This is a genomic window from Salinivibrio sp. IB872 (assembly GCF_001995345.1).
GTDB classification, from domain to species: Bacteria; Pseudomonadota; Gammaproteobacteria; order Enterobacterales; family Vibrionaceae; genus Salinivibrio; species Salinivibrio proteolyticus.
Map to the genome: position 1 here is coordinate 1 of NZ_MUFO01000092.1, position 4,601 is coordinate 4,601.

6 protein-coding genes are annotated in these 4,601 nt (G+C 50.5%); all 6 read right to left on the bottom strand.

Annotation, left to right across the window (positions count from 1 at the left end; all coding sequences use genetic code 11):
• Positions 1-783, bottom strand: a 783-nt coding sequence (locus BZJ18_RS16885; protein WP_131825302.1) for a hypothetical protein, incomplete at its 3' end; no start/stop codon positions are given.
• 8 nt (positions 784-791) lie between these two features.
• Positions 792-1,553 carry a zonular occludens toxin domain-containing protein gene (locus BZJ18_RS16890; RefSeq protein ID WP_241825007.1) on the bottom strand — a complete coding sequence of 254 codons (762 nt, stop codon included), beginning with the start codon at positions 1,551-1,553 and terminating at the stop codon, positions 792-794.
• Positions 1,554-1,569: 16 nt separating this feature from the next.
• Entirely contained in the window at positions 1,570-2,139 is a 570-nt protein-coding gene (locus BZJ18_RS16895; RefSeq protein ID WP_077458514.1) for a hypothetical protein, read from the bottom strand.
• Between the two features lie 2 nt (positions 2,140-2,141).
• On the bottom strand, positions 2,142-2,321 hold the full coding sequence (locus tag BZJ18_RS17845; RefSeq protein WP_108743181.1) for a DUF2523 family protein: 180 nt from the start codon (positions 2,319-2,321) through the stop codon (positions 2,142-2,144).
• A gap of 106 nt (positions 2,322-2,427) precedes the next feature.
• Positions 2,428-4,167 carry a virulence factor TspB C-terminal domain-related protein gene (locus BZJ18_RS16905; RefSeq protein WP_077458518.1) on the bottom strand — a complete coding sequence of 580 codons (1,740 nt, stop codon included), beginning with the start codon at positions 4,165-4,167 and terminating at the stop codon, positions 2,428-2,430.
• Between the two features lie 114 nt (positions 4,168-4,281).
• Positions 4,282-4,482: a major capsid protein gene (locus BZJ18_RS16910; RefSeq protein ID WP_077458520.1), complete on the bottom strand. Its 201-nt coding sequence runs from the start codon at positions 4,480-4,482 to the stop codon at positions 4,282-4,284.
• Between the last annotated feature and the right edge of the window lie 119 nt (positions 4,483-4,601).

A 4,601-nucleotide genomic window follows, 5' to 3' on the forward strand; every position in this document is an offset into this window, starting at 1 on the left:
GTTTTGACCAACGGAGAGTTGGCCCGTTTGCTGATGCTTTATCAAAAGACTGGGCTTCGAGTGAACGGAGACACGCTCACTGCCGCTTAAAAACTTCACGTAAGCGTCAAAGTTCAGTGAGTTGTAAAACACGCCCGCAAGCTCGGAGAATACATTGCTGCCGTTTTCTGCTTGGGTGCTGAATGTCGCATCACCCATCTTGGCCACAAATGCCGTGTTGATCTCCTCCATGTCTGTATCAATCGTTTCGAATATCACTGCACGTACAAGCACTTGCTGCGGGACGTAGTCCAGTGATTGCACCAGTGTTGCAAGTTCACTTTGCGCAGAACGGGGCGCTGTGACCATCACACCACGACCATTCAAGACAGATTGCGCGACAAATAGGTCAGGTACGCCGAGGCGGGTAGCGTATGACTGGAATGCTGTATTGAGTGATGTCAGCACTGAATCGGCTTTGACGTTGATGAGGCGGTAAACCTTGGTCGTGATGTTGTCTTCGGGTTTGAGTCGGTTTTTGCGGAACACGCGAATGATGTCTTTGTTTTCTTGATACGCAAGGCCGTTTGCGCGGATGACATAGAAGAACACATCACGAAAGTTTGCCGCTCGACCGATGTTATAGATTTTGACATCGCCGTCGATGGATGGGGACGTCACAATGGTTTTGCCCATGACGTCGCTTGCCATGATGAAGAACTGGTCGAGGGTTTTACCCTGTATGTTACTGATAAGCTCCGACGCGGGCGCCTGACACGCGCAGAGCATGAGTAGGGCGATCATTATCCGTTTCATCGTGTGCGTTCATCCTGATTCTTGAAGTAGTTAAAGGTGCCGAACTGGGCAATGTTGAGGCATTCAGAGTGTGAGACGCTGTAGCGCGTACCCTGTTGTGTGTAGCATTTGCACGACATATCAACCGCGTAGCAAAACAGTTGGGGAATATCGAGCTCACCGCGCGCGATGCGGTCGTCAAAGACGGGAGCGGTGAAAGGCAGGGCGTCAACGCGGGGCGTGAACAACTTAAAGTCTGTGTTCGCGAGGCTGTTATCCGATAATGTCGCCGTTTCTGAGTGAGTGACAGTGTCACTGATTGCGGTCTCGGGTGTGTCACTGGTGAACTTGTTAACGAGAAACAAGATACCCGCTGCCATTGCACAGAACGAGAATGCAGCGACGTACAGCGCAAGTTTCACTTTGCGTGGCAGTTTGGGTTTGTGAGTGTGGAGGACAGCGGATAAGTACACACCAAAGAAGCGTTTGTCTTTAGTGATTTTTTTAGAGCCTAATCGCCAGAGCGCTTTGCTGTCGTCCGTTGGAATGAGTTTGTGATCTTCCCAAACCTTGAGATATTTCAGGCCGTAGTTGAGGTAATGTTTGTGATTACCGATACGGCGGCGAATAAACACATCACAATCACGAAAGTCTTGTGAGATAAGGACTAAATCAAAGCCTTTGTGGCGGTGTGTTGCGTACTCCTCAACGGCTTTTGGAACACTCGCCCCCGCGCTCCTCGTTCCCCAGATATCCTGAATTTCGTCAATGACAATCACCGATTCGTGGGGGAGTTCATGCCATTTGTGCGGGTTGTCGAATTGGATCCCTCGCCCCCGCGCTCCTCGTTCCCCAGATATCCTGAATTTCGTCAATGACAATCACCGATTCGTGGGGGAGTTCATGCCATTTGTGCGGGTTGTCGAATTGGATCCAATGCAGGTTTAAATGCTCGACGTGCGCGAACGTGAGTTCATGCTCGGGGATTTCAAGCATGGTGCACACGTCGCGAATCTCTTTGAGAGCACTGGCGGGGTAACAGCGCTTAATCCACTTGAGCCATAGCGCGAACGGTTGATGTTTCTCATATTCGTTCGCGAGGAACGGGAAGTCGCTTAGCTCTGCATAGCGGTCTTCTTTGTGTATGCGTTTTACTTTTTTGTGTATGAGCTGGTTGTCGGTCGATACCATGAACACGCCGTAAAACCAGCCTTTGAAGCTGTCGCACACGTCATAGTCAAAGAACAGCAGCGGCACGCCGTGGTAGTAGCGTTGGCGTCCCTGAAACACGCTTTCTTCGCAGGTGAATTTGACTGCATTGAGGGTTTTGCCGGCACCGGGCAAGCCACTGAATCCGTAGAGCATGATTAACCACCAAAGGTTGTGGGTTTGCGCCAGCTGGAACGGTAAGAACGCGCACCGGACAAGCCTTTGTATGTCGTTGTCCAGACCAGCGTTGAAATAATGATGTTTAAGCCCTTGTCGAGACCGAGCAGGCCAAGGATGCCTGTCATGTCAGACGGAAGCCCACCAATATTGTCTTGGATGTATCCGGNGCAATCGCAACATGGCTGGTTAAAAACTTGATGATTTTAGGGGCGAGTGCGAGTAAAAACGCCCCGATAGAATAAAAGACTGCTGGCATAGTTCCCCCTATGATGTGACGGCACGGCCTACCATGAACATTGAAATCACGGAGCAGAGCAGAATAAGTAGCGGTCGAAGTGTGCTAGCAAGCTCGCAAATCATGTCATACGAGAAGGAGACGCTAGCGCCCAGTACGGAAACTGATTGCGGAGCAGGGCAGCCGCCGGACATTGCAACACTGTGTTTTGTGTTATTGACGATGTTTGAGATATCGACTTCATCTTCTTGCACGAGCACGTCAGCAATCTCGTAATCCGTCATGTTGTCGATTTTTTCTTCTAGCTTTTTGAGGTCGTCAGAAATGCAGGCTTGCTCAAATTGCAGGCGCAGTTGTTCACATTGAATCGGATCACCAGTGCATTGGAAGTTCTGTGCCTGTTCGGTGCAACTCAGCTGAGCGCCATTGGTGTCACCGTCACCATCGCCACAATCGTCGGTGTCTGGGTCACATTCGCCGGACGGGTCACCGTCATCACCGTCACCATCACCCGAGCCATCACCATTCCCGTCACCGTCAGAGTTGCCATCACCGTCGCCATCCGTGTCACCACCGCCTGTATCGCCATTGTCTAAACAATTGGGGTCAAGGCCACAGCTTACCGCGCGTAGTTCTTTGAGCACGTCTTGGGTTGCGCCGAGGGTTTGCTCGTTCCATTGGCTGATATTGTCTAACAGCATACGCTCAGCATTGCGGACTTCTTCCGCCGTGCTCGCCGAGTCAATCAAGATTTGTAGTTTGTCGTTAACGGAGTTGATGCCTGAATCAACAGAGGCAAGGTGTTCGAGTTTGGGGACTATCTCGTTATAGATAGCGGTGTCGATGGCTTGCGTTTTATCGGCCACGTTTTGGATGGAGCTATCAAGGACGGCGGTCTGGTCGTTAATCGCACCAATAATGCCAGCCGTATCAATACCACTGCCGGAGTCTTCACCGCCAGTCGTGCCGCCACTTGTCCCACCAGAAGTACCGCCAGTGGTTCCACCGGATGACGTACCATCACCAGAGCCAGACGAACCATCGTCACCTGTGTCGGTGTCACTGCCCGAGTCTGAGCCATCACCAGAACCGGCACTACCATCAATCGGATCGCCGTATTTTTCAATATCACCGTTTGCTGAAACTGAGCACGTTTGACCTGTATTCGAGAATTGCGCGTTACATGTATCACCCGTACAGAGTTGCAGATCGCCTATTTCAGCGTAACACCCCCCATTGCAAATATTGTTGCCAGGCGAGTTACCGCGTTCGAATGTCACAGGAAACGCGTTAGTATCAGTGCAATCACTGCCTACGGGAAGCGGACCTTCCGGCATATCACAGGTTTGCGTTTCAGCATCACAAAGCTGTACGGTTTCACCATTGATTGGTAACTCAAAGGCGTCATAATCTTTCTTATTGACAAGTGAACACGTTGCTTCTAAACCATAAAACGGGTCAACATACTCAGCATATTGAGAGGTTTCGCGATAATAACCACACTTAAGGCCCACTAAAGGACGGCCCACAGTATCTGTCTTCTTAACAGACTCACACGTCACAGACTTGATAGTCCGCCAGAATGCCGGATCTTTTTTATCCTCAGTGATGCCACTCCAAATACGCTTACCAATGTATAGTTCTTCAGCTCTAGGCTTAATATGGCGAATATTTGCCATTGCTCTCGGATCTGAGCAAGGGCGAGCAGCCACCGCAGAAAAGGTGATAAAAAACAAACAACAAACAAAGTTAACCAATAAACGTCGCATGATTTTCACCGAAACAGTAGAAACAAACCGAGAAAGACAATGCCCGCAACGTACATATCTTGAGTGACCACCATGACGCCTCCAAAAGGGGGCTTTCGCCCCCATGTTTACCGATTAACCAAAGATGGCCGCTTTGACCCATTTGACTGACACGGCCGTCGCCGCACAGCCAATCAAGGCGCCACCGACTGCGACAACTGCTTCACTGATGCCGCTAATCTCGCCAACCGCACCAGCGGTATCAATCGCTGCAAATGCAGGGGACGCACCCAGTGCAACCGCAGTTGCGAGGGTCACTAACAGTTTCTTTTTCATATGTTTATCTCCAAATAAAACGCCGAACGGCGGATAATCCCCAGCACAACACCAAAAACGTGAGTGTGTGGGGCATGATCGCAAGCACGAATTCCATAGAAAGCGGAACTGCGCCAGCT

Excerpts from the sequence above, each read along its gene's own strand:
- BZJ18_RS16895 (WP_077458514.1), bottom strand. The coding sequence starts at position 2,139 with ATGCTCTACGGATTCAGTGGCTTGCCCGGTGCCGGCAAAACCCTCAAT.
- BZJ18_RS16905 (WP_077458518.1), bottom strand. The coding sequence starts at position 4,167 with ATGCGACGTTTATTGGTTAACTTTGTTTGTTGTTTGTTTTTTATCACC.
- BZJ18_RS16910 (WP_077458520.1), bottom strand. The coding sequence starts at position 4,482 with ATGAAAAAGAAACTGTTAGTGACCCTCGCAACTGCGGTTGCACTGGGT.